The organism is Pseudomonas sp. PS01297 (genome assembly GCF_029959305.1).
Lineage (GTDB): Bacteria > Pseudomonadota > Gammaproteobacteria > Pseudomonadales > Pseudomonadaceae > Aquipseudomonas > Aquipseudomonas helleri.
Genome location: NZ_JASCPQ010000002.1, coordinates 152,260 through 175,741 on the forward strand (window position 1 = coordinate 152,260; position 23,482 = coordinate 175,741).

General features: G+C 57.7%; 24 protein-coding genes and 1 other RNA gene. 6 read left to right on the forward strand and 19 right to left on the reverse strand.

From position 1 onward, the window contains the following. The 9 genes from mraY to rsmI form a co-directional block, all read right to left on the reverse strand. A complete protein-coding gene (mraY, locus tag QMX84_RS01680) occupies positions 1–1,083 on the reverse strand; it encodes a phospho-N-acetylmuramoyl-pentapeptide-transferase (protein ID WP_048367188.1) in 1,083 nt (360 codons plus the stop codon). Continuing rightward, entirely contained in the window at positions 1,083–2,450 is a 1,368-nt protein-coding gene (gene murF / locus QMX84_RS01685; RefSeq protein ID WP_282362955.1) for a UDP-N-acetylmuramoyl-tripeptide--D-alanyl-D-alanine ligase, read from the reverse strand. The genes mraY and murF overlap by 1 nt, the downstream gene beginning before the upstream one ends. Continuing rightward, on the reverse strand, positions 2,443–3,906 hold the full coding sequence (gene murE, locus QMX84_RS01690) for a UDP-N-acetylmuramoyl-L-alanyl-D-glutamate--2,6-diaminopimelate ligase (protein WP_282362956.1): 1,464 nt from the start codon (positions 3,904–3,906) through the stop codon (positions 2,443–2,445). Before murE ends, murF begins: the two co-directional genes overlap by 8 nt. After that, complete coding sequence (locus QMX84_RS01695; RefSeq protein ID WP_173430617.1) at positions 3,906–5,648, reverse strand: penicillin-binding protein 2; 1,743 nt, start codon at positions 5,646–5,648, stop codon at positions 3,906–3,908. Before QMX84_RS01695 ends, murE begins: the two co-directional genes overlap by 1 nt. Further along, the gene (gene ftsL / locus QMX84_RS01700; protein WP_282362958.1) at positions 5,648–5,941 is read right to left on the reverse strand and encodes a cell division protein FtsL; all 294 of its coding nucleotides are present in this window, start codon (positions 5,939–5,941) and stop codon (positions 5,648–5,650) included. Before ftsL ends, QMX84_RS01695 begins: the two co-directional genes overlap by 1 nt. Continuing rightward, positions 5,938–6,879, reverse strand: coding sequence for a 16S rRNA (cytosine(1402)-N(4))-methyltransferase RsmH (gene rsmH / locus QMX84_RS01705; RefSeq protein WP_262126446.1), 942 nt, complete (start codon positions 6,877–6,879; stop codon positions 5,938–5,940). The genes ftsL and rsmH overlap by 4 nt, the downstream gene beginning before the upstream one ends. Positions 6,880–6,881: 2 nt before the next feature. Then, entirely contained in the window at positions 6,882–7,337 is a 456-nt protein-coding gene (gene mraZ / locus QMX84_RS01710; RefSeq protein ID WP_048367195.1) for a division/cell wall cluster transcriptional repressor MraZ, read from the reverse strand. Between the two features lie 357 nt (positions 7,338–7,694). Further along, positions 7,695–8,048, reverse strand: an RNA gene (gene rnpB, locus QMX84_RS01715) — RNase P RNA component class A. A gap of 129 nt (positions 8,049–8,177) precedes the next feature. Beyond that, the gene (rsmI, locus tag QMX84_RS01720) at positions 8,178–9,032 is read right to left on the reverse strand and encodes a 16S rRNA (cytidine(1402)-2'-O)-methyltransferase (protein ID WP_282362968.1); all 855 of its coding nucleotides are present in this window, start codon (positions 9,030–9,032) and stop codon (positions 8,178–8,180) included. A 236-nt stretch (positions 9,033–9,268) separates the two neighbouring features. Here rsmI and QMX84_RS01725 point away from each other — a divergent pair, with 236 nt between their 5' ends. The 4 genes from QMX84_RS01725 (at position 9,269) to QMX84_RS01740 (ending at position 12,712) form a co-directional block, all read left to right on the forward strand. Continuing rightward, positions 9,269–11,041: a penicillin-binding protein activator gene (locus QMX84_RS01725; RefSeq protein WP_262126373.1), complete on the forward strand. Its 1,773-nt coding sequence runs from the start codon at positions 9,269–9,271 to the stop codon at positions 11,039–11,041. Continuing rightward, the gene (locus QMX84_RS01730; RefSeq protein WP_262126372.1) at positions 11,041–11,403 is read left to right on the forward strand and encodes a YraN family protein; all 363 of its coding nucleotides are present in this window, start codon (positions 11,041–11,043) and stop codon (positions 11,401–11,403) included. Before QMX84_RS01725 ends, QMX84_RS01730 begins: the two co-directional genes overlap by 1 nt. A gap of 137 nt (positions 11,404–11,540) precedes the next feature. Further along, positions 11,541–12,134 carry a phosphoheptose isomerase gene (locus QMX84_RS01735; protein WP_048367201.1) on the forward strand — a complete coding sequence of 198 codons (594 nt, stop codon included), beginning with the start codon at positions 11,541–11,543 and terminating at the stop codon, positions 12,132–12,134. Beyond that, positions 12,131–12,712, forward strand: coding sequence for a BON domain-containing protein (locus QMX84_RS01740; protein ID WP_048367202.1), 582 nt, complete (start codon positions 12,131–12,133; stop codon positions 12,710–12,712). Before QMX84_RS01735 ends, QMX84_RS01740 begins: the two co-directional genes overlap by 4 nt. Positions 12,713–12,831: 119 nt before the next feature. Here the strand turns inward: QMX84_RS01740 and QMX84_RS01745 are convergent, their stop codons facing one another. The 7 genes from QMX84_RS01745 to rplM form a co-directional block, all read right to left on the reverse strand. Further along, on the reverse strand, positions 12,832–13,245 hold the full coding sequence (locus QMX84_RS01745) for a ClpXP protease specificity-enhancing factor (protein WP_153335595.1): 414 nt from the start codon (positions 13,243–13,245) through the stop codon (positions 12,832–12,834). A gap of 17 nt (positions 13,246–13,262) precedes the next feature. Further along, entirely contained in the window at positions 13,263–13,880 is a 618-nt protein-coding gene (locus QMX84_RS01750) for a glutathione S-transferase N-terminal domain-containing protein (RefSeq protein ID WP_048389907.1), read from the reverse strand. 185 nt (positions 13,881–14,065) lie between these two features. Further along, on the reverse strand, positions 14,066–14,845 hold the full coding sequence (locus tag QMX84_RS01755) for a cytochrome c1 (protein ID WP_282362959.1): 780 nt from the start codon (positions 14,843–14,845) through the stop codon (positions 14,066–14,068). Further along, positions 14,845–16,056 (reverse strand): cytochrome bc complex cytochrome b subunit, encoded by a 1,212-nt coding sequence (locus QMX84_RS01760; RefSeq protein WP_048367207.1) that lies wholly within the window; start codon positions 16,054–16,056, stop codon positions 14,845–14,847. The genes QMX84_RS01755 and QMX84_RS01760 overlap by 1 nt, the downstream gene beginning before the upstream one ends. Beyond that, on the reverse strand, positions 16,056–16,649 hold the full coding sequence (petA, locus tag QMX84_RS01765) for a ubiquinol-cytochrome c reductase iron-sulfur subunit (protein WP_048367208.1): 594 nt from the start codon (positions 16,647–16,649) through the stop codon (positions 16,056–16,058). The genes QMX84_RS01760 and petA overlap by 1 nt, the downstream gene beginning before the upstream one ends. Positions 16,650–16,903: 254 nt before the next feature. Further along, positions 16,904–17,296 (reverse strand): 30S ribosomal protein S9, encoded by a 393-nt coding sequence (rpsI, locus tag QMX84_RS01770; protein ID WP_048367211.1) that lies wholly within the window; start codon positions 17,294–17,296, stop codon positions 16,904–16,906. A gap of 14 nt (positions 17,297–17,310) precedes the next feature. Beyond that, positions 17,311–17,739 (reverse strand): 50S ribosomal protein L13, encoded by a 429-nt coding sequence (gene rplM, locus QMX84_RS01775; protein WP_019408582.1) that lies wholly within the window; start codon positions 17,737–17,739, stop codon positions 17,311–17,313. A 246-nt stretch (positions 17,740–17,985) separates the two neighbouring features. Here rplM and QMX84_RS01780 point away from each other — a divergent pair, with 246 nt between their 5' ends. Both QMX84_RS01780 and QMX84_RS01785 read left to right on the forward strand, forming a co-directional pair. After that, positions 17,986–19,026 carry an NADP(H)-dependent aldo-keto reductase gene (locus tag QMX84_RS01780; RefSeq protein WP_262126367.1) on the forward strand — a complete coding sequence of 347 codons (1,041 nt, stop codon included), beginning with the start codon at positions 17,986–17,988 and terminating at the stop codon, positions 19,024–19,026. 273 nt (positions 19,027–19,299) lie between these two features. Next, positions 19,300–20,196, forward strand: a complete 897-nt coding sequence (locus QMX84_RS01785) for a GlxA family transcriptional regulator (RefSeq protein ID WP_173430618.1) — start codon at positions 19,300–19,302, stop codon at positions 20,194–20,196. Between the two features lie 63 nt (positions 20,197–20,259). Here QMX84_RS01785 and zapE read toward each other — a convergent pair whose 3' ends face one another. From zapE to QMX84_RS01800, 3 genes are all read right to left on the reverse strand, one after another. Then, the gene (zapE, locus tag QMX84_RS01790; RefSeq protein WP_153335598.1) at positions 20,260–21,354 is read right to left on the reverse strand and encodes a cell division protein ZapE; all 1,095 of its coding nucleotides are present in this window, start codon (positions 21,352–21,354) and stop codon (positions 20,260–20,262) included. Between the two features lie 91 nt (positions 21,355–21,445). After that, the gene (locus tag QMX84_RS01795; protein WP_282362960.1) at positions 21,446–22,801 is read right to left on the reverse strand and encodes a tryptophan--tRNA ligase; all 1,356 of its coding nucleotides are present in this window, start codon (positions 22,799–22,801) and stop codon (positions 21,446–21,448) included. 23 nt (positions 22,802–22,824) lie between these two features. After that, the gene (locus QMX84_RS01800; protein ID WP_153389578.1) at positions 22,825–23,460 is read right to left on the reverse strand and encodes an alpha/beta fold hydrolase; all 636 of its coding nucleotides are present in this window, start codon (positions 23,458–23,460) and stop codon (positions 22,825–22,827) included. Positions 23,461–23,482 lie beyond the last annotated feature (22 nt).

Consider the following 23,482-nt stretch of genomic DNA (forward strand, 5'->3'; position numbering starts at 1 on the left):
CTACCTCAGCTTCAGCGTGGCAAGGCCGATCAACACGAGGATCACGGTGATAATCCAGAAACGGACGATCACGCGTGGCTCAGGCCAGCCCTTGAGTTCAAAGTGGTGGTGAATCGGCGCCATACGGAACACCCGCTTGCCAGTCAGCTTGAACGACGCGACCTGGATGACCACCGACAGGGTTTCCATCACGAACACACCGCCCATGATGAACAGCACGATTTCTTGACGCACGATGACCGCGATGGTGCCCAGCGCAGCGCCCAGTGCCAGTGCGCCGACGTCGCCCATGAACACTTGTGCCGGGTAGGTGTTGAACCACAGGAAACCAAGACCGGCGCCAATCAGTGCGCCGCAGAATACAATCAACTCACCGGCGCCCGGGACATACGGGATCAGCAGGTAGTCAGCGAATTTCAGGTTGCCCGACAGATAGCAGAAGATACCCAGCGCGCCGCCGACCATCACGGTGGGCATGATCGCCAGGCCGTCGAGGCCGTCAGTCAGGTTGACCGCGTTGCTCGAACCGACGATCACAAAATAGGTCAGCACGACAAAGCCGATGCCCAGTGGAATGCTGGCATCTTTAAGAATCGGCAGGATCAGGGTGGTTTCGACGGCGCTTGGCGCGGTCACGTACAGGAAGATCGCCGCAGCCAGACCGAACACCGATTGCCAGAAGTACTTCCAGCGGCTTGGCAGCCCGCGCGAGTTCTTTTCGATGACCTTGCGGTAGTCGTCAACCCAGCCGATGGCGCCAAACAGCAGGGTCACCAGCAACACGACCCACACATAACGGTTGCTCAGGTCAGCCCACAGCAGGGTGCTGATGGTAATGGCCGACAAAATCAACGCACCGCCCATGGTCGGGGTGCCGGATTTGGACAGGTGTGATTGCGGACCATCATTACGCACCGATTGGCCGATCTGACGGTTTTGCAAGGTGCGGATCATCCACGGGCCCAGGCACAACGACAACGACAGCGCGGTCAGTACGCCCAGAATCCCGCGCAGGGACAGGTACTGGAAGACTGCGAAGCCCTTGTAGAACTGTTGTAGATACTCCGCTAGAAGCAGCAGCATTAATGTTTCTCCCCGCAGGAACCGCACAGTGCCGCAACGACGTTTTCCATCGCTGCGCTGCGCGAGCCCTTGATCAAAATAGTGGTGTTTTTTTCGTGCTCAGTGCGAAGTGCCGTGATCAGGTCAGCCTGATTGGCAAAGTGACGAGCCTGGTGTCCAAATGCAGCGACGGCATGAGCCATCAGCGGTCCCACCGCATAGAGCGCTGAAACCTTGTCGGCGGCATAAGCGCCTACTTCACGATGTCCTTGCTCCGCCCACTCACCCAGCTCGCCTATGTCTCCGAGTACCAGGACGGTACGACCGGAAAAGGCGGCGAGTATATCAACGGCAGCGCACATTGAGGTGGGGTTTGCGTTGTAAGTGTCATCAATAATTCGCAGGCCTGTGCTAGTCACTTGCGCGACCGCACGCCCTTTGACCGGCTGCACGGCCTCAAGGCCGGTTTTGATGCCGAACAACGACACACTCAGCGCATGGGCAGCGGCCGCGGCGGCCAAAGCGTTGGCCACGTTATGGGTGCCTAACAGGTTGATTTGAACCGGCTCGATACCTTGCGGGCTGTGCAAGGTAAAACGTGGGCAACCCCGCGCATCCAGGCTCAAGTCACTGGCGTAAAAATCTGCTTCAGGATTTTTCAGCGAGAAGCTGAGCATCTGGCGACCGGCTGCACGGGCGTGCCAGATGGCAAAAGCCTTGTCATCGAGGTTGAGCACGGCGATGCCATCTGCCGCCAGGCCTTCAATAATTTCACCTTTGGCCTCGACGATTTTGTCAGGGCCGCCGAACTCACCCACGTGGGCGGTGCCGGCATTGTTCAGCACCGCAACGTGGGGCTTGGTCATGGCCACGGTGTAGGCGATTTCGCCGATGCGCGAAGCACCCAGTTCGATGACCGCCGAGGTGTGTTCCTGAGTTAGTTCGAGCAGGGTCAGCGGCACACCCAAGTCGTTATTCAAGTTGCCTTTGGTCGCCAGCACCGGGCCACGCGTGCGCAGGATGCAGGCAAGCATTTCCTTAACCGTGGTTTTGCCGCTGGAGCCGGTGATGGCCGCAACAGGCTTGTCGTAGCCGGCACGGTTCAGCGCACCCAATTGGCCCAGCGCGACACGGGTATCCTTGACCACCAGTTGAGGCAAGGCCGACTCAGGCACTTCGCGCTCAACAAAGGCTGCGACGGCGCCTTTTTCAGCGACGTCATTCAAGTAGTCATGGCCATCAAAACGCGGGCCAGTCAGGGCTATGAACAACTGGCCCTGGCCAATGGCGCGACTGTCGATGCTGACGCCGCTGAAACGCGCGTCTTCACCGACCAAACGGCCGTTCAGGGTGGCTGCCACTTCGCTCAACAGCAACGGCTTAAGCATGTGCAGCCTCCCAGGCGTCCAGGGCTTTTTCAGCTTCGACCAGGTCTGAGAAATCGTGGCGTTCGCCGTTGATTTCCTGATAGTCCTCGTGCCCCTTACCGGCCAGCACGATGACGTCCTCGGCGTGGGCATTGGCGATGATCTGGGCAATGGCAGCACCGCGACCGGCGACAAAGGTCACCTTGTCAGCGTTGGCAAAGCCTGCACGGATATCGCTGAAGATCTGCGCCGGGTCTTCGCTGCGCGGGTTGTCGTCTGTCACCAGTACGGCGTCAGCCAACCGCTCGACCACTTCAGCCATGATCGGGCGCTTGCCGCGATCACGGTCACCGCCGCAGCCGAACAGGCATTGCAATTGACCTTTGGCGTGAGGACGCAGGGCCGCCAGTACTTTTTCCAGGGCGTCCGGGGTGTGAGCATAATCGACCACGACCAGCGGCTTGCTGCCGCCGCCCAGGCGCTGCATGCGACCCACCGGGCCGTCCAGCTTGGGCAAAACCTTGAGAATTTCATCGAGCGCATAATCGAGACCGAGCAGCGCGCCAACCGCCGCCAGGACGTTGCTCAGGTTGAAACGACCGAGCAAGGTGCTGCGCAACAGGTGCTCGCCTTGCGGGGTTACCAACGTGGCGCGCACACCGTCGTCATCGAACACCGCGTCGCGGCAATACAGGTAAGCGCTGCTGTCTTCGAGGCTGTAACTGATCAGTTTCGAGGGGTGTTTTTCGCTCGCCAGTTGACGGCCGAACTCGTCATCCAGGTTCACCACCCGGCAGCGCAGATCAGACCAGGCAAACAGCTTGGCCTTGGCGGCTGCATAAGCCTCCATGGTGCCGTGATAGTCCAGATGATCGCGGGACAAGTTGGTCATCACGGCCACGTCGAACGCCAACGCGCTGACACGACCTTGATCCAGCCCGTGGGACGACACTTCCATGGCAACGGCTTTGGCCCCGGCCTTTTTCAGGTCGGCCAACATGGCTTGCACCGCAATCGGGTCCGGCGTGGTATTGCGCCCGCTTTGCAGCGCACCGTAAAAACCGGTTCCCAGCGTGCCAATGATGCCGCAGTGCTGGCCCAGATGATCAAGCGCTTGGGCGACCAGTTGCGTCACGCTGGTTTTGCCATTGGTGCCGGTAACACCCACCAGATTGAGGGCGTGGCTTGGTTCACCATAAAAGCGCCCGGCCAGGTCTGACAGTTGGGCGATCAAGCCTTTGACAGGGATCAGCGGTACGTCGGTAATCGGCAACACCGAAGCGCCTTCGACTTCATAGGCCACGGCGGCTGCGCCACGCTGCAAGGCATCGGCAATGTGTTCACGACCATCGAGCTTGGCGCCCGGCACCGCGAGGAACAAATCACCGGCACGCACACTGCGGCTGTCGAGGGTCAACTCACGGATCATCACGTCGTGACCCGCGTTTGGGAAAATCTTGATCAGGTTCAGGGACATTAGCCGCGCCCTCCTTTGGCTGCTGCAGCGGTCGCAGCTTGTTGCTCTGCTGCCGTCGGCAGGTTGTCCGGGGTCACGTTCATCAGGCGCAACGTTCCGGACATCACTTTGCTGAAGACCGGCGCCGATACCAGACCACCGAAGTAGCCCGCCTTGCTCGGCTCATCGATCACGACCACGATCGCGTAGCGCGGATCGCTCATCGGGCCAAAACCGGCAAACAGGGAACGGTAAGAGTTGACCGCGTAGCCTTTAACGCCGCCGGACGAGGTTTTACGCGCTGTACCCGACTTGCCGCCGACGTGATACGCCGGCACCTTGGCACGCCAGACACCACGCGGGTTTTCGATCACTTCCTGGAGCATGCCTTGCAAGGTCTTGGCGACCTGCTCCGGCATGACTTGCGTGGCTTGTACGGGCTTGTCCTTGTCGGCTTTGAGCAAGGTCAGCGGTGCCAGCTTGCCGTTGTTGGCCAATGCCGAGAACGCGTGAACCAACTGGATCGCGGTCACGGAAACACCGTAGCCGTAAGACAGGGTCGCGGTTTCGGCTTTGCGCCACTCACGGTAGTTAGGCAGGTTACCCACACGCTCGCCAGGGAAGCCCAGACCGGTGTCCTGGCCCAGGCCCATTTTCGCCATCTGACGGAAAATCGCTTCGCCACCGATATCGAAGGCGACCTTACTCATACCCACGTTACTGGAGTTGATCAGGATGCCGGTCAGGTCCAGCACCGGGCCTTCAGTGCGCGATACGTCACGGATGGTGTATTTGCCCAACTGCAAGGTACCCGGATACACCTCAACCTTGTCGGTTGGTTTCCAGCGACCGGTTTCCAGCGCCGCACTCATCGAAATCGGCTTAACCGTTGAACCCGGCTCGAACACGTCGATCATGGCGCGGTTACGCATCATCGCCGGTTGCAGGTTGCGACGGTTATTCGGGTTGTAGGTCGGCTGGTTGACCATGGCGAGGATTTCGCCGGTCTTCACGTCCATGATCACCAGGCTGCCCGCCTTGGCGCCGTTTTCGACCAGCGCATTGCGCAGTTCGCGGTTGGCCAGGTATTGCAGGCGCAGGTCAATCGACAACGCCAAGGTCTTCCCTGCCTTGGCGTTTTTGGTGACTTGAATGTCTTTGATCAGACGACCGCGTCGGTCCTTGATAACCTGTCGCTTGCCCGGCACACCGGCCAGCCATTCGTCATAGGCCAGCTCGACACCCTCACGGCCTTTGTCATCGATATCGGTAAAGCCCACCATGTGCGCAGTGACTTCACCGGCCGGGTAGAAGCGGCGGAACTCTTCAATGCCGTAAACGCCCGGAACCTTGAGGTCGAGCACGACTTGCCCCTGCTCGGGCGTCAGGCCACGAACGAGGTAAATGAATTCTTTGTTGGCTTGCTGCTCAAGGCGCGCAGTCAGCACTTTAGGGTCCTGCCCAAGCGCGCGTGCCAATGCCGGCCAGTGATCTTTACCCGCCTGCATTTCTTTTGGGTTGGCCCACAGCGTGGTCACCGGCGTACTGACCGCCAAAGGCTCGCCATTACGGTCGGTAATCAAGCCACGGTGTGCCGGGATAGTGATGTGCCGCAAGCTGCGGGCATCACCCTGACCTTTCAAGAAATCGTGGTCGATCACTTGCAGGTAGATAATCTGGCAAGCGATCGCGCCTACCAGCAGCGCCAGTAAACCCAGCACCACGCGAAAACGCCACGGATAGAGCGCGCCTTCGAGTTTGATCATGGCGTCACCATCCGAACTTCTGCTGCACCGGGGATGTGCATCTTCAGTTGTTCGCTGGCCAGGGTTTCGATACGGCTATGGGCAGTCCAGGTGCTCTGCTCAAGGATCAAGCGGCCCCACTCTGCCTGGGCCTTGTCGCGCACGCTCAGCTCCCCATACAGGGTGTTGAGCAATTGGCGGTTCCAGTGCGCGCTATAAGAAACGCCCACGGCTGAAACCAGCACGACAACAAACAGCAGCAGCATGAAGAAGCTTCCGCCGGGGAGGGGTTTGGCGTAAAGGTTGTTCAACGAAGCTTCTCCGCAACGCGCATGACAGCGCTGCGCGAGCGCGGGTTGGCTTTGAGTTCGGCTTCAGAAGCGAACTGCGCCTTGCCATGAATTTTGATCTTGGGTTCAAAGGCTTTGTGCTGGACAGGCAAGCCACGGGGCAGGTTGTCCGGTTCACCTTTGACCAAATCACGCATGAACAGCTTGACGATACGGTCCTCGAGGGAGTGGAAGCTGATAACAACCAGACGGCCGCCGACTTCCAGCGACTCCAGCGCCGCTTCAAGACCGGCCTTCAGGTCTCCGAGTTCGTTATTGACGTGAATACGCAGGCCCTGGAACGTACGGGTCGCAGGGTGCTTGCCCTTTTCCCAAGCCGGGTTGGCAACTTTAAGCACTTCAGCCAGATCGCCAGTGCGCTCAAACGGCGTGATTTCACGGCGCTCGACCACGGCACGGGCCATGCGACCGGAAAAACGCTCTTCGCCGTACTCCTTGAACACACGGGTAATTTCTTCGTGGGAGGCGGTGTTGACGAACTCCGCCGCGCTAATGCCCGCATTCGGGTTCATGCGCATGTCCAGCGGGCCGTCATTCATGAAGCTGAAGCCACGCTCCGGGTCGTCAAGCTGTGGCGAAGACACGCCCAGGTCGAGCAAGACACCGCTGACCTTGCCGGCCAGGCCGCGCTCGGCCACTTCGGATCCCATTTCAGCAAAGCTGCGCTGCACAATGACAAAGCGGCCGTCTTCGGCCGCTAGCGCTTGCCCGGTCGCAATCGCTTGTGGATCTTTATCAAACCCGAGGAGACGCCCCTGGGGGCCAAGATGCTGGAGTATCAGGCGGCTATGTCCGCCGCGACCAAAGGTGCCATCCAGATAGCATCCATCAGGACGTACGGCGAGAGCCTCTACGGCTTCATCGAGCAGTACGGTGATGTGGTTGAAGTCGCTATCAATAGTCACAGAATTAAATCACGCAGTTCATCAGGCATCGCGCCCGGTTGTTGAATGGCTGCAAGGTCAGCGGCAGAAACGGCTTCCCAGGCATCCTCGTCCCACAGTTGAAACTTGTTCAACTGGCCCACCAACATCGCGCGCTTGTCCAACTTGGCATACTCACGCAAACGCGGCGGCACCAGAAAACGACCACTGCCATCGAGCTCAAGATCGACGGCATTACCAATCAACAAGCGTTGTAAACGTCGGTTTTCTTCACGTAACGACGGCAACGCCCGCAGCTTGGTTTCAATCAATTCCCACTCATCGAGCGGGTACACACATAAGCAGGGATCCACCGCATCAATGGTCACAATCAGTTGCCCGGAGCTTCTCGAATTCAGCTCGTCACGGTACCGGCTCGGCATTGCGAGACGGCCCTTGGCATCGAGACTGATTGCGTTAGCTCCGCGAAACACGAGGCGGCACTCCAAATATTAGCGTTTTACGTCTGGAAAACCCACTTTATGCCACTTTTCGCCACTTGCGCACACTATAGGAATGCCCCTACCACACCGTCAAGGCGCGGCCCGAAGGAAAATCCTTACATTACTGAGATTTAGGTGGGTAAATAGACGTACAGCAATAAGCGAAAGGTTTTTTGGAGGGGCGATCCGCAGCTAATTCAATGCGCAGGACTTCAAACTTAAAGTGGTTTCTTAAGAGTGAGGTTTTTTTGACATTAAGATGAGCGGTTCTTCATGCAACTAAAGCGAGGGGGTGAAGCGAGCATGTCTACATGCATATCTGCTTGCGAAACAAGCAGGGGGAAAAAGGTGGAGAGTCGATCTGTAAGCCGGGTTCTGTCTTGAACAGTCATTCGTCTACGATGGCCATCACTGGACATCTTTAGCAACCTACCCGGTCCCAGCGCGGGCCACGCCTTGGGACCCTATTTGGTCTTGCTCCAAGTGGGGTTTACCTAGCCACGAACTGTTGCCAGACGTGCGGTGCGCTCTTACCGCACCTTTTCACCCTTACCGGCGCCGAAGCGCTTAGGCGGTTATTTTCTGTGGCACTTTCCGTAGGCTCACGCCTCCCAGGCATTACCTGGCACTTCGCCCTATGGAGCCCGGACTTTCCTCCCCCCCCTAATTTTCATAGAGGGCAGCGACTGTCCAATCGACTCTCCGGCGCGAAGGTTAACTGTACGCAGCGTATAGAACAAGCTTTAAAGCGTGCATTAGCGCCCGACAACCAAACTTCTGCGGCTATATTTAAAGCCCGATTCTTAAATCAAGGCTAAACGCCACTACTCGTTACTCTGCTTTCTGCTTATCAAGCGCAACTTGGTACAACACGTTTTTGCGCTCACCGGTTATTTCAGCAGCCAATGCAGCCGCACGCTTGAGCGGCATCTCTTTAAGCAACAAATCAAGAATGCGCATGGCTTCACTGCTGACAACTTGATCAGCCTCGGGAGCTGTCCAGCCGGCAACTAGCACGACGCATTCGCCACGCTGTTGATTGCTGTCTGCCTCAACAAAAGCGCGCAGTTCGGACAAAGGCAAGCCCTTGAGAGTTTCAAAGGTCTTGGTCAGCTCCCGCGCCAACAATGCCGGGCGATCAGCACCAAACACCGACTCCATGTCTTGCAGGCATTCCAGAATACGGTGCGGCGCCTCATAGAAAATCAGCGTACGCGGTTCTTCCTTTACTGCTTCCAGACGCGAGCGACGGCCCACAGCCTTGGCCGGCAAGAAGCCTTCGAAGATAAAACGGTCAGAGGGCAAGCCCGCGGCCGACAAAGCGGCAATCAAGGCGCACGCACCCGGCACCGGCACCACTTTGACCCCGGCCGCACGTGCCTGGCGCACCAGGTGGTAGCCTGGATCAGAGATCAGCGGCGTCCCCGCGTCTGAGATCAACGCCACGTCCTCACCGGCGAGCAAGCGCTGGATGAAGCGGTTCCCCTCATCCCGCTCGTTATGCTCGTGACAGGCGCCCAGCGGCGTCGTAATACCAAAATGCTGCATCAGACGCAGCGAGTGGCGCGTGTCCTCGGCCGCGATCAGCGATACCTCGCGCAACACTTTGAGCGCACGCGCACTGATGTCGTCCAGGTTACCGATGGGCGTGGCCACCACATAAAGTGAGCCAACAACGGAATTCAAAGCACCTGGAGCAGTCAAAACGCGCACCTCATGAGAGTTAAAGGCGCCATTGTAACGCGTAGAGCCTGGCTGGACGCACCCTTAAAGGAGCGGCCAAAAGTCTCAACCGGCAAAACACTGCCCATCGCAGTGGCCATAACTCATCTAAAGTGAAGCTTTATCACCAGTAAGATCGCGTCCCGGCCAGCGCTTGGGTACACTTCGCCACTCTTTTGTTCGAGTATCAGGAACACTACATGATCGCTTGCCTGCGGCTGTTCACTGCCCTCTGCCTCGCTGCCTTGCTGGCGGCCTGCGCCAGCTCGCCCTCGTCCAGCCTTGGCGAACTCCCACGTACGCCCGATGCCAGCCTTGAACAGCTGCTGCAAGAGGCCTCTGCGAGCAAGGACCCGGAAAAAGCAGCGCTGCTGCGCCTGTCCGCAACCGACCTTGCCATACGCCAACACAACAACCAGCGCGCTGCGCAAATTCTGGCGCAAGTGCCGCTGGATCAGCTCAAGCCTGCACAACAGGTGTTTGCCAGCACCCTGGCCGCTGAACTGGCGATGAGCCGCAATCAGCCCAAGGACGCTCTGGTCGCCCTGAATCACCCAAGCGTCTCGCGCCTCAATGAGATGCCGGCCGACCTGCAAATGCGCACCCACAAGGTTCGCGCCCTGGCGCTGGAGGCGGACGGTCAAACCCTGGCCGCCGCGCGCGAGCGTGTTGCCATGAGCCAGAGCCTGACCGACGACGCAGCCAACAGTAACAACGAGGCCATCTGGGCACTGGTTGCCGCCTTGCCGGCTGACCAACTGCGCACGCCCGAGCCTGGTGTACTGGGCGGCTGGATGTCTTTGGCGCTAGCCATCAAGAGCGCCAGCAGCCTGCAAGACCAGCAAAACGCCATCGATCAATGGCGCGCACAAAACCCGGTGCACCCGGCAGCCATTCAACTGCCAGCCACGCTGATCAAGCTCAAGGAACTGGCCAGCCAACCGCTGACCAAAATCGCCCTGCTGCTGCCTCAAGACGGCCAACTGGCCTCTGTCAGCAAGGCACTGCGCGACGGCTTCATGGCGGCCTACTATCAAGCCCAGCAAGCCGGTCAAAACCCGCCGAGCGTTCAGTTCTATGACAGCTCGCGCCTGACCTCGCTGGATGACTTCTATCGCAAGGCCCAGGCCGATGGCGTGCAACTGGTGGTCGGCCCGCTGGAGAAATCCCTGGTCAAGCAACTGAACATGCACCAGCAACTGCCGATTACCACCCTGGCCCTTAACTACAGCGAAGGCGGCCAAGGCCCGGCACAACTGTTCCAGTTTGGTCTGGCGGCTGAAGACGAAGCCCGCGAAGTGGCTCGCCGCGCCCATGCCGACGGCCTGACCCGCGCAGGCGCCATGGTGCCGCAAGGCGAATGGGGCGACCGCGTACTTAAAGCCTTCCGTCAGGAATGGGAAGCCAACGGCGGCACTATTGTCGGTGTCGAACACATCGACAAGCCGGTTGCCCTGGCACAACAGGTCGCCGATCTGGTGCAACTGCGTAACGCTGGCGGCTCTGGCCAGCCATCGCGCCGTCAGGACATGGAGTTCATCTTCCTGGCCGCAACGCCGCAGCAAGCCCAACAGATCAAACCGACCCTGAACTACCAGTACGCTGGTGATATCCCGGTTTACGCCACCTCGCACGTCTTCAGTGCCAGCGGCGACCAGAACCAGTACAACGACATGAACGGCATCCGCTTCTGCGAAACCCCTTGGCTGCTCGACACCGCCAACCCACTGCGCCAGCAAGTAGCAGCGCAATGGCCCCAAGCCGGTGGTAGCCTGGGCCGCCTGTACGCCATGGGCGTAGACGCTTTCGAACTGTCGTCGCGTCTGGGCCAGCTCAAGGCACTGCCTGAAAACCGTGTCGACGGCTTGTCCGGTAGCCTCAGCATGGACTCCAGCCAGCACATTCAGCGTCAGTTGCCATGGGCCGAGTTCGCCAACGGGCAGATTCATCGCCTGCCTGACACACCCAACTGATGCCCGATCGCTCAAGCCAGCAAACAGGCAAAGATGCCGAGCGCACTGCGCTACGGCATCTTGAGCAACACGGTTTACGCTTGCTGGCGCAAAATTGGCTATGCAAGCGCGGCGAGCTGGATCTGGTCATGCTTGACGGCGATACAGTAGTATTCGTCGAAGTTCGTTACCGACAACATGCGCAATGGGGTGGCGCACTCGCCAGCGTTGATGCTCGCAAGCGTCAGAAGCTGATTATGGCCGCCCAGTACTTCTTGCAACGCGAATCACGCTGGGCCAACTACCCGTGCCGATTCGACGTGGTAGCCATGGATAGCGCAACACCTCACTTGAACTGGCTACGGAACGCCTTTGACAGCTAAAACGCTGCAGGGCCGATTTCAGCACCCTTTTTAAAACGATTTTGCTTTGCTTTGCGGGCTGCACATTTTTGTGCCGGGAAGTCACTCAGGAACACCTGGATCACGCCCGACCAGCCGCCCTAATTAAGGTCACATAGATGGACATGCAATCCCGGATTCGCCAGCTTTTTCAGGCCAGTATCGACACCAAGCAGCAGGCGATGGCGGTACTTGCTCCGCACATCGAGCTTGCCAGCCAAGTGATGGTCAACGCCTTGCTCAACGAAGGCAAAATGCTCTCGTGCGGCAACGGCGGCTCAGCCGGTGACGCCCAGCACTTCTCGTCCGAGCTGCTCAACCGCTTTGAGCGCGAGCGCCCCAGCTTGCCTGCCATTGCATTGACCACTGACAGCTCGACGATTACCTCGATCGCTAACGACTACACCTTCAACGAGGTTTTTTCCAAGCAGATCCGCGCCCTCGGCCAACCCGGCGACGTACTGCTTGCGATCTCCACGAGCGGCAACTCAGCCAACATCATTCAGGCCATTCAAGCGGCGCATGATCGCGAAATGATCGTAGTCGCCCTGACCGGCCGTGACGGCGGCGGCATGGCCTCGCTGCTACTGCCTGAGGACGTGGAAATCCGCGTTCCGTCCACTGTCACTGCACGCATTCAAGAAGTCCACCTGCTGGCGATCCACTGCCTGTGCGATCTGATCGACAGCCAACTGTTTGGGAGTGAAGAATGACTTTTAAGCGCCTTAGCCTCGTGGCATTGACGCTGTGCCTCGGCCTGACCGCGGGTTGCAGTTCAGTGCTGACCGCTACCCGTGACACACCGATTGAAGACGACCGTGGCACCCGCACGTTCGGCAGCAAAATTGATGATTCACTGATTGAAACCAAAGTGGCCGTCAACGTCGCCAAGGCCAACCCGGATCTGGATAACGGCTCGCACATCGTTGTCACCAGCTACAACGGCATCGTGCTGCTGGCAGGCCAAACCCCACGCGCCGACCTCAAGGCCCAGGCTGAACAAGCCGCTGCGGCTGTGCAACGGGTCAAAAAGGTCAACAACGAGCTGCAAGTCATGGCGCCCTCCTCGATCCTGGCGCGCAACAACGATGCCTGGCTGACCACCAAGATCAAAACCCAAATGCTGACTGACAACGCCATTCCGGGTTCGCGCATTAAAGTCGTGACCGAGAACGGCATTGTTTACATGCTCGGCCTGGTCACCCAGCAAGAAGCCGCCCGCGCTACCAACCTGGTACAAGGCGTGTCCGGCGTGCAGAAGATCGTCAAACTCTTTGAGTACATTGACTAATTACCTGTAGCGAGCTTGCCTCGCGATCTTTAAAGATCAAAAGATCGCGAGACAAGCGCGCTCCTACAAGACGGGACAGCGACCACAAAAAAGGCGACCTCTGCAGGTCGCCTTTTTTGTTACTTCACCACTTTGAGGCTTGGCCGTCCGCTAGGGCGCGGCGGCTCGGTGTCTGGTGGCGGGCTGTCGTCGTCCGGCTCGATCTCATCATCCACGTCAAACGCTTCTTCAAGATCAAACATCATGCCCTGGCCGTTTTCCCGGGCGTAAATACCCAGAATGGCAGCTGCCGGCACGTACAACGTGTGTGGCACACCTCCAAAACGCCCGTCAAAGCTGACTGCTTCGTTGTCCATGTGCAGGTTACGCACGGCGCTCGGGGATACGTTCAGGACAATCTGTCCGTCACTGGCAAAACCCTGAGGCACTTGCACCTTCGGGTAGTCCGATTTAACCAGCAAGTGCGGAGTGCAATCGTTATCCACAATCCACTCATAGAGCGCACGCACCAGATAAGGTCGACTTGAATTCATCAAGGGCTCCTAAAGCCTTAGCGCATGTCGCGTTCGACACCAGACAAGCTTGCCTGGAAAGCCTCACGCGCAAACTGGCGCTCCATATAGTCAAGCAGCGGCTTGGCAGGCCGCGGCAACTCAATACCCAAAACAGGCAGGCGCCAGAGTATCGGTAATAGGCAGCAGTCGACCAGACTTTGCTCGTCACTGAGGAAAAAAGGTTTGTCTGCAAATAATGCCGACACGCCGGTCAGACTCTCGCGCAATTCTTTGCGCGCCTGCACACGTGCCGGCTCTTTGGTACGCGAATCGAGGATCAAGTCGACCAGGTTGCACCAGTCACGCTGGATCCGGTGCATCAGCAGACGGCTGTTGGCCCGCGCTACCGGGTACACCGGCAACAACGGCGGATGCGGGTAACGCTCATCCAGGTATTCCATCACGACAGTCGATTCCCACAACGCCAGGTCGCGATCGACCAGGGTTGGCAGGCTGCCGTACGGATTCACTTCGATCAGTTTTGGCGGATGACGACCCGCCACCACACTGATGATCTCGGCGCTGACACCTTTCTCGGCGAGTACAATACGTACTCGGTGGGAATAGTGGTCGGCGGGGTCGGAGTAACAGGCCAACCGATTGGTCACGCCCATGGCGGTCCTCCTCGCTTGTTGAAATTATCAGGAGCGGAAAAACGAACGCGCCCAAGAAATGCCTCCCATAACAGCAGAACCGCGAAAGCGGGCCAAGTTGGCCCCGCTTTCACTGTGTCCTGCACTGTTACCTTTTTAGAGACACCCTTGGGCGCGCACGATTAACAGCAATGCATGTAACGGTATCAGTGCACATCCTTCCAGTATTCGCGCTTGAGCAAATAAGCGAAGACGAAGAAGAAGGCCAGATAGAGCAGCACGTACGTACCGATGCGCTGATGCTCCAGCTTCACCGGGTTGGCCGAATAGGCCAGGAAGGTCACAAGGTTCTTGATCTTCTCGTCGAACTGCTCTTCAGTCAGCGTGCCGGTCTTGGGCAACACTGTCAGCTGGTCGCACGCTTCATGTGTCAAAGGCGTGCCGGTGAGCGGATCATACTGCTTCTTGCCGTCTTCGACGATCTGTACTTGCTTGCAACCGATAACTTGACGCCCTTGCAGCGGCGCAAGCACGTTTGGCATGCCCACATTCGGGAAGACCGTATTGTTCACACCCCAAGGGCGCGACGGGTCTTCATAGAACGAACGCAGATAGCTGTAGAGCCAATCTGTACCGCGCACGCGAGCAACCAGGGTCAAGTCAGGCGGCGCCGCGCCAAACCACGTCTTGGCGTCTTCAGGCTGCATGCCGATGTTCATGTGATCGCCAATTTTGGCGCCGGTGAACACCAGATTCTTCAGCATGACATCGTGAGGGATCCCCAGATCGTCAGCCACCCGCTCGTAACGCTGAAACTTGGCGCTGTGACAGCCCATGCAATAGTTGGCAAAGGTACGCGCACCATCTTGCAACGCGGCCTTGTCAGAAACATCGATGTCGACCTTGTCAAGGTGCACGCCCTGTTCGGACGCAAAGGACAGCACCGGCATCATCACAAGCATTAATACGGCAAATAACTTTTTCATCAGCCAGTCACCCTTTCCGGAACCGGTTTGGTCTTCTCAAGCCGGGTGTAGAACGGCATCAGAATGAAGTAGGCGAAGTACAGGAACGTACACACCTGCGACAACAATGTGCGCTCCGGGGTCGGCGACAACACACCCAATACACCCAGAATCACGAACGAGATGCAGAACACCCACAACCAGATCTTGCTCATCCAGCCTTTGTAGCGCATGGATTTAACAGGGCTGCGGTCCAGCCAGGGCAACACAAACAGCACCGCAATCGCAGCGCCCATGGCGATCACGCCCATGAGCTTGTCCGGGATGGCCCGCAAGATCGCGTAGAACGGCGTGAAGTACCAGACAGGGGCAATATGCTCCGGCGTCTTGAAGGCGTTAGCCTGCTCAAAGTTAGGTTTTTCGAGGAAGTAGCCGCCCATTTCAGGGAAGAAGAACACAATCGAGCAGAAGATAAACAAGAACACCACAACGCCGACAATGTCTTTTACGGTGTAGTACGGGTGGAACGGAATGCCGTCCAGCGGGATGCCGTTCTCGTCCTTGTACTTCTTGATATCAATGCCGTCGGGGTTGTTCGAGCCCACTTCATGCAGCGCCAGAATGTGCAGCACCACCAGCCCCAAAATCACGATGGGCAGTGCGACAACGTGCAGCGCGAAGAAGCGGTTCAGGGTAATGCCGGAGATCAGGTAGTCACCGCGAATCCACTGCGTCAGGTCATTACCGATCACCGGGATCGCCCCAAACAGCGAGATGATCACCTGGGCGCCCCAGTAGGACATTTGCCCCCATGGCAGCAAATAGCCCATGAATGCTTCGGCCATCAAAGCCAGATAAATCATCATGCCGAACAGCCAGACCAGTTCGCGCGGCTTCTGATAAGAGCCGTAGAGCAAGCCACGGAACATGTGCAGATACACCACGATAAAGAACGCCGATGCCCCCGTGGAGTGCAGCAGACGCAAAATCGAACCGTATTCGACGTCACGCATGATGTATTCGACCGAGGCAAACGCGTCCTCTGCCGTCGGCGTGTAACTCATGGTCAGCCACACGCCCGTAACGATCTGGTTGACCAGCACCAGCAAGGCGAGAGAGCCAAAGAAGTAGAGGAAGTTGAAGTTCTTCGGTGCGTAGTACTTGCTGAGGTGGTCTTCCCACATTTTGGTGGCCGGGAAGCGAGCATCAATCCAATCCATGAACTTGCTCATTACGCGGTCTCCCCATCAAGGCCAACGACAATAATGTTGTCCGACTCATAGTAATAAGGCGGCACAGGCAGGTTTAGCGGGGCAGGCTGAGCCTTGTAGACGCGGCCCGCCAGGTCATAGTGCGAACCATGACACGGGCAGAAATATCCTCCCACCCAATCCTTGCCAAGGTCGGCAGGAGCCACTTCAGGACGGAAAGTAGGCGAGCAACCCAAGTGGGTGCAGATGCCGATCAGCAGCAGGATTTCGGGCTTGATCGAGCGTAATTCGGGGTTTACGTAGGTCGGTTGATCTGACTGTTTGGAGTCTGGATCCGCAAGCCGATCATCGATTTTCTTCAGATTGGCCAGAATTTCTTCTGTTCGGCGGACGATGAACACTGGCTGACCACGCCATTCTGCAACCATTTGCTGGCCCGGTTCGACCTTGGCGATATTGACCTTTACCGGCGCACCAGCGGCCTTGGCCTTGGCACTGGGGAACCACGACCCCACGAACGGGACCGCCGCCCCCACCGCTCCTGCAGCACCCACCACGGATGTGGCTGCCACGAGGAAGCGACGCCGACCGACATTAACGTCGACTTTGCTCATTCCGTCCTCTCCCATCAGCTTTGCGGCCTGTTAAATCAGGCATCTAGTAAGTAGCAAACTAATCTTTATAAAAATTTTGCCGAATGGTAATGAAAAGACCACACTAAAACAAGGTAATTACCGGGAGGGACAGGCTGCAGCCCTTGCAGCACAGGCAGTTGGCGGATGTGGCACGTTGTCACAGCAACTTTTCTGCGCCCATAAAAAAAGCCCAGCTCCGTGAGGAGGCTGGGCTTTTTGAACGAAGCTGCGAATTAACGCTTCGAGTACTGCGGACGCTTACGCGCTTTACGCAGACCGACTTTCTTACGTTCAACTTCACGAGCATCGCGAGTTACGTAGCCTGCTTTACGCAGAGCGCTACGCAGAGTCTCGTCGTAGTCCATCAGAGCGCGAGTGATACCGTGGCGGATTGCGCCAGCTTGACCACTTACACCGCCACCGAGAACGGTAACGTAGATGTCGAATTTCTCAACAGTCTCGGTCAGTTCCAGCGGCTGACGAACTACCATGCGGGCAGTTTCGCGGCCGAAGAAGTTTTCCAGGGAGCGGTTGTTGATGGAGATGTTGCCAGTACCCGGACGCAGGAAAACGCGTGCGGTTGCAGTCTTACGACGGCCAGTGCCGTAGTTTTGAGTCGCCGACATAATGAACTATTCCGTTAAAACTTCAGTTCTTGGGGCTGCTGAGCAGTATGAGGGTGAGCAGCGCCCGCATAGACTTTCAGCTTACGGTACATGTCGCGACCCAGTGGGTTTTTAGGCAGCATGCCTTTAACCGCGGTCTCGATCACGCGCTCAGGAGCTTTGGCGATCAGCTTTTCGAAGTTGATCGACTTAATCCCGCCCGGGAAACCGGAGTGAGAGTAGTACATCTTGTCAGAGGTCTTAGCACCAGTAACACGAATCTGCTCGGCATTGATAACAACGATGTAGTCACCGGTGTCAACGTGCGGAGTGAATTCAGGCTTGTGCTTACCACGCAGACGGCTCGCGATCTCGGTGGCCAGACGACCCAGGGTCTGACCAGCAGCGTCGACGACAAACCAGTCGCGCTTTACTGTTTCTGGTTTAGCAGTAAAAGTTTTCATTCTTTATAGCCTCAGGGGCCGCCCTGTAAATTAGACGGCGGATCTTACTGAATAGTGCGTACTTTGACAAGTCAAAGGCAGCCGGATACAGACGCTATCGGGGGCTCGGGTCAGCGCGTCCGTTCAACGGCAAGATTCTTCGGCAGGCGGCGCATCACTTCCACTGCAGAAAGAGGTCGACGATTATCCAGATTGCGCAAAAAATTACAACCTGCTTTTATGATTCTTTCCCCGAAGGAGTGACCGATGGACTACCGCCAGCTAGGCCGCAGCAACCTCAATGTGAGTGCCATTGCCCTCGGCACCATGACTTGGGGTGAGCAAAACACCCAAGATGAAGCCTTTGAGCAAATCGAGTACGCGAAAAACGCCGGCATCAACTTCCTCGACACCGCCGAGATGTACCCCGTCCCGCCCAAAGCCGAGACCTACGCCACCACCGAGCGCTACATCGGCAACTGGTTCAAGGCCCGTGGTGACCGTGCCGACTGGGTACTGGCCAGTAAAATTGCCGGCCCGGGCAACACCATCGACTACATCCGTGACGGCAACTTGAAACACAACCGCGCCCACATCGTGCAAGCGCTGGACGCCAGCCTAAAGCGCCTGCAAACCGACTGGATCGACCTGTACCAGTTGCACTGGCCCGAGCGCAGCACCAACTTCTTTGGCCAACTGGGCTACACGCACAAAGCCGACGAAGACTTCACCCCGCTGGAGGACACCCTCGAAGCCCTCGACGAACAAGTCAAAGCTGGCAAAATCCGCCACATCGGCCTGTCCAACGAAACCCCGTGGGCAACCATGAAGTTTCTGCAGTTGGCCGAGAGCCGTGGCTGGCCACGCGCGGTGTCGATCCAGAACCCCTACAACCTGCTTAACCGCAGCTTTGAAGTGGGCCTGGCGGAAATCGCCATCCGCGAACAGTGCGGGCTGCTCGCCTACTCGCCGCTGGCGTTTGGTATGCTGACCGGCAAGTACAACGGCGGCGCCCGCCCGGCAAAAGGCCGCCTGAGCCTTTACAGCCGCTTTTCGCGCTATTCCAACCCGCAGTCGGTTGCCGCCAGCGAGCGTTACATCGCACTGGCCCGCGAACACGGGCTGGATCCGGCACAAATGGCCTTGGCGTATGTCACCCAACAACCGTTCGTGACCAGCAACATCATTGGCGCCACCACTCTGGAGCAACTGAAAAGCAACATTGCCAGCGCCGACCTGAAGCTCTCGGATGAAGTGCTCGCAGGCATTGAAGCCATCCACAAAGAGCAACCAAACCCGGCGCCTTAACCCAATCCCCCTGTAGGAGCGAGCTTGTCTCGCGATCTTTTAAAGATCAAAAGATCGCGAGGCAAGCTCGCTCCTACACAGCGGTTTAGATCCCCTTCCCCTAGACACACAGGAAAAAACATAAGACGATCCAGCCGTAAGTTGACCAATTTCACCTATAAGAATAATCAAACCATGTCTACTCAACTCTCCACGCCCTTGCGGCGCGTCAGCGTTTTGGCCACGGATCAGGTGTTCGCTTCTACCCTGATGCAAGCCAAGGATTTCTTTCACCTGGCCAGCCTGCGCCACGGCAAACAATTGGGCCAAGGCTTCAACGCCAGCTTCGAAACCCGTCTCGTCAGCCCCGACAGCCTTCCCGTAGGCAGTTTCAGCAATGTGTTGCTGCCCGTCGATGGCGGCCTGGATGACGCCGATATCATCATCCTCCCCGCCTTCTGGGGCGACTTTGACACCCTGTGCCAGCGCTACCCGCAGGTCATGCCATGGCTGCGCGAACAACATGCACGCGGCGCCGTACTGTGCGCAGCAGCCACCGGGGTGTTCTGGCTGGCAGAAGCCGGCTTGCTTGACGGTAAAGAAGCCACGACGTACTGGCGTTTTTTCAACACCTTCGCCGAACGCTTCCCACAGGTGCACCTCAATCAGGACAAGCACCTCACCGACGCCGACAACCTGTATTGCGCGGGCGGCCCTACTTCGGCCTGTGACCTGTACATCTATTTGATTGAGCGTTTCTGCGGCGCGAATATCGCCCAGGCCGTGGCCCGCGACATTCTGTATGAAGTGCAACGCAACTACTCACCGGGGCGCATTGGCTTCGGCGGGCAAAAGCTGCATCAAGACGTGATTATTTTGCAGATTCAGCACTGGCTCGAAGAGCACTTTGCCGACAAGTTTCGTTTCGAAGACGTGGCCCGTGAACACGGCATGAGCATCCGTAACTTCATGCGCCGCTTCCAGATCGCAACGGGGGACAAACCCCTGCACTACCTGCAGCGTTTGCGCATCGAAACCGCCAAGGGTTTGCTGTCTGCCACCCGCAAAAGCATCAAGACCATCAGCTACGACGTGGGCTACGACGACGCCAGCTTCTTTGCGAGGCTGTTTCGCCAGCACACCGAACTGTCACCCAACCAATATCGGCAACAGTTCCAACAAGCCGCTTGACCTCGCCTCGCGATCTTTTGATATTGAAAAGATCGCGAGCCAAGCCCAAAGCCAGGCAACACGTTAAGGCTTGTGCGCCCGTGTCAGATATTCGTGGGATTGCATTTCGAGCAAACGGCTCAGCGTACGCTGGAACTCGAAATTCAAACGACCGCCGGTGTAGAGGTCTTTGAGCTCCACTTCAGCCGAGATGATCAGCTTGACGCCACGGTCGTAGAATTCGTCGACCATGTTGATAAAGCGACGCGCGATGTCGTCGGTTTTAACGTCCATTTGCTCGACACCACTGAGGATCACGGCGTTGAAGATCTTGCCCAGCTCAATGTAGTCGTTCTGGCTACGCGGGCCGTCGCACAGCTCGCGAAAATCAAACCAGGCCACATCATCACAGGTACGCAGCGCACGAATGGTGCGGTTCTCGATGACCAGGTCATCGTTCTCGACCGCCCGAGTGGAGTTATGCGTCAACGCTTTGAAGCTCTCGCGCAGGCTCGCCTCGGAGGCGTCATTGAGCGGGAAGTGGTAAAGCTCGGCTTGCTCCAGATGGCGCAGACGGTAATCGACACCGCTGTCGACGTTGACGATTTCGGTGTGCTGTTTGATCAGCGCAATGGCGGGCAAGAAGCGAGCACGTTGCAGACCATCTTTGTACAGACCGTCCGGGACGATGTTGGAGGTCGCCACCAGGGTCACGCCGTTCTTGAACAGCTCTTCCATCAAAGTGCCGAGAATCATGGCGTCGGTAATGTCCGACACAAAGAACTCGTCGAAACAGATCACCCGCGCTTCATCGGCAAAGCGCTTGGCAATAATGGTCAGCGGATTTTTCTCGCCATTGAGGGTGCGCATTTCTTCGTGCACACGCTTCATGAAACGGTGGAAGTGCGTACGTACCTTCTGCTTGAACGGCAAAGCATCAAAGAACGTATCGACCAGGTAAGTCTTGCCCCGGCCCACACCGCCCCAAAAATACAGGCCTTTGACCGGCGTGATGTCTTTTTTGCCAAACAGCTTGCCCAGCAGGCCAGGCTTGCTCTGCGAAGACGCGACCAAGTCGTCATAGAGACGCTGCAGGTGACGCACAGCGTTTTCCTGCGCGGCATCGTGGAAGAAGTCCGGGCGTTTCAGATCAGCTTGATATCGTTCTAGAGGCGTCATAATTCGCTAGCTGGGCAACAAAAACGGGCCGACACTTTAGCGACGGCCCGGGGGAATGGCAATCAAACCTGGGACGAAACGTCGCAGTTTGTCAGTCTTGCGCAGGCACCAAGGCCAAGCGCAACGCTTCGATTGCCGCATCACGTGCTGCGTCATCGGCAAATGCCGGGCTGTCGGCAACACTCACACCGTCCAGCCAAACGCTGAAACTCAAACCGTCAGCGCGTACATCCAGCGCTTCACCCGATTGCAACTGCTTGGTCACCTGCCCCGCCGTTTTGCCATCGGCGAAGCTGCGCGACAGCAGCAATTGCTCGCCATCAGCGCTCAACAGACGGAAACGGAAGCTGCCGTCTTCATCGCGGAAGCTGACAAAGCGCGGGCCTTTGGCGGCCTTCTTTTTGCTTGCCGCCGTGGTTTGTGCAGCGTTCTCAAACGAACGCAGGCCCACGGCTTCGCGCAGCTCATCCAAAAACGGCGTTGCGATGGCACGGGCTTTTTGCGCGCCGGCCTTAAGAATGTCTTCCATGTCTGCGGGGCGCGACATCAGGTCGTGATAACGCTCGCGCGCTTCGCCCAATTCAGCGTCCAGCAGCTTGAACAGACGGTCTTTCGCCTCACCCCAGCCCAAGCCCTGCAACAGCTCACTACGGAACTCAGCCGACTGCTCAGGCGTCGAGAACGCCTGATACAAGGTGAACAAGTGCGAGTTGTCCGGATCTTTGGCTTCGCCCGGCGCACGGGAGTCGGTCACGATTCGCGAGATCGCGCTTTTCATGTCTTTGGCGCTGGTGAACAGCGGAATGGTGTTGTCGTAGCTTTTCGACATCTTGCGACCGTCAAGACCTGGCAAGGTCGCCACGCTTTCTTCAATCAATGCTTCAGGCATGGCGAAGAACTCTTTGCCATTGCCGAACAAGTGGTTGAAGCGCTGACCGATATCGCGGGCCATCTCAACGTGCTGGATCTGGTCACGACCCACCGGTACCTTGTGCGCGTTAAACATCAAGATGTCTGCGGCCATCAGAACCGGGTAGCTGTACAGGCCCATGGTAATGCCCGCATCCGGGTCTTCACCGTTTTCCAGGTTCTTGTCTACCGACGCTTTGTACGCATGCGCCCGGTTGAGCAGACCCTTGGCCGCCACGCAGGTCAGAAACCACGCCAGTTGCGGGATTTCCGGGATATCAGACTGGCGATAGAACGTCACACGCTCAACATCCAGACCGCCCGCCAGCCAGGTGGCTGCGATTTCCTGACGCGAACGCTGAATGCGCTGCGGGTCATCACATTTGATCAGGGCGTGATAGTCGGCCAAAAAGTAAAACGAGTCGGCGTTGCTGTCACGACTGGCAAGAATTGCCGGGCGGATAGCACCGGCATAATTGCCCAGGTGCGGCGTGCCGGTGGTGGTGATACCGGTGAGGATACGAGTACGAGTGGTCATGGGTAATCGCTTATCAGGCTGTATCAATTCAAAAGGCGTGGCGCTACCAACTCTTTGAGTTCGGGCAGCTTGCCGTGAAAAAAGTGTCCGCATTCTGCCACTTTCAGCAGCTCATGGGGGCGCGAGAGGTCTTTTGACCAGTCATAAACCAGTTGCGGATCAATCACTTCGTCGGTTTCAGGCTGGATAACCGTGATGGGGCACGTCTGTGGCAGCGCATCTTCATCACGCAAACGCATCACCGCAGGCGCGACCATAAACAGGCGTGCGAGCTTTTCGCCCTGCGCCTCCAGTCGTCCACCCAGGCTGGCGGCGACAAAACCACCGAATGAAAACCCCAGCAGGGTCAGCGGCAGATCCGGGTATTGAGCACGCAACCAACGGGCAGCCGCCAACGCATCGTCGACTTCGCCAGTGCCCATGTCGTGGCTCCCGCCACTGGCCCCGGTGCCACGGTAATTAAATCGCAACGTAACAAGACCCGCATCGCGCGCAGTGCGCTGCAGGGTCGAGACCACTTTATTCATCATCGTCCCACCCTGCACCGGGTTGGGATGGCACAGCAGCGCGAGGCCGCGCGGCTCAGCAGAATCGAGGTATAAAGCTTCCAATTGGCCAACCGGGCCATCAATCACTACGGGGGTTTCGCGGGTAAGCAAGAAGGAACTCCGTGACCTCAAA